General features: G+C 46.7%; 1 pseudogene. It reads left to right on the forward strand.

Features of this window, described 5'->3' with window-relative positions:
- Positions 1 to 158 (forward strand): annotated as a pseudogene (locus LMC10_RS10575) (group II intron reverse transcriptase/maturase); the annotation flags it as partial.
- Positions 159 to 210 lie beyond the last annotated feature (52 nt).

Genomic DNA, 210 nt, shown 5'->3' on the forward strand with positions numbered 1-210 from the left:
TGTCCCAGCGTGATGCATATGTCTTCGCTAGTACCCGCAAGGGCTACTGGCGAACTGCACATAGTAAGACCTTGAGCTATTCTCTAACTAATAGAAAACTGGAACAACTTGGACTTATGAATATGTCCAAGACGCTCCAGTCAATTCAATGTGATTAAGTTGTCGAACCGCCGTATACGGAACCGTACGTACGGTGGTGTGAGAGGTCGA

This window comes from Limosilactobacillus reuteri subsp. simiae (assembly GCF_020784875.1).
Classification (GTDB): Bacteria; Bacillota; Bacilli; order Lactobacillales; family Lactobacillaceae; genus Limosilactobacillus; species Limosilactobacillus reuteri_H.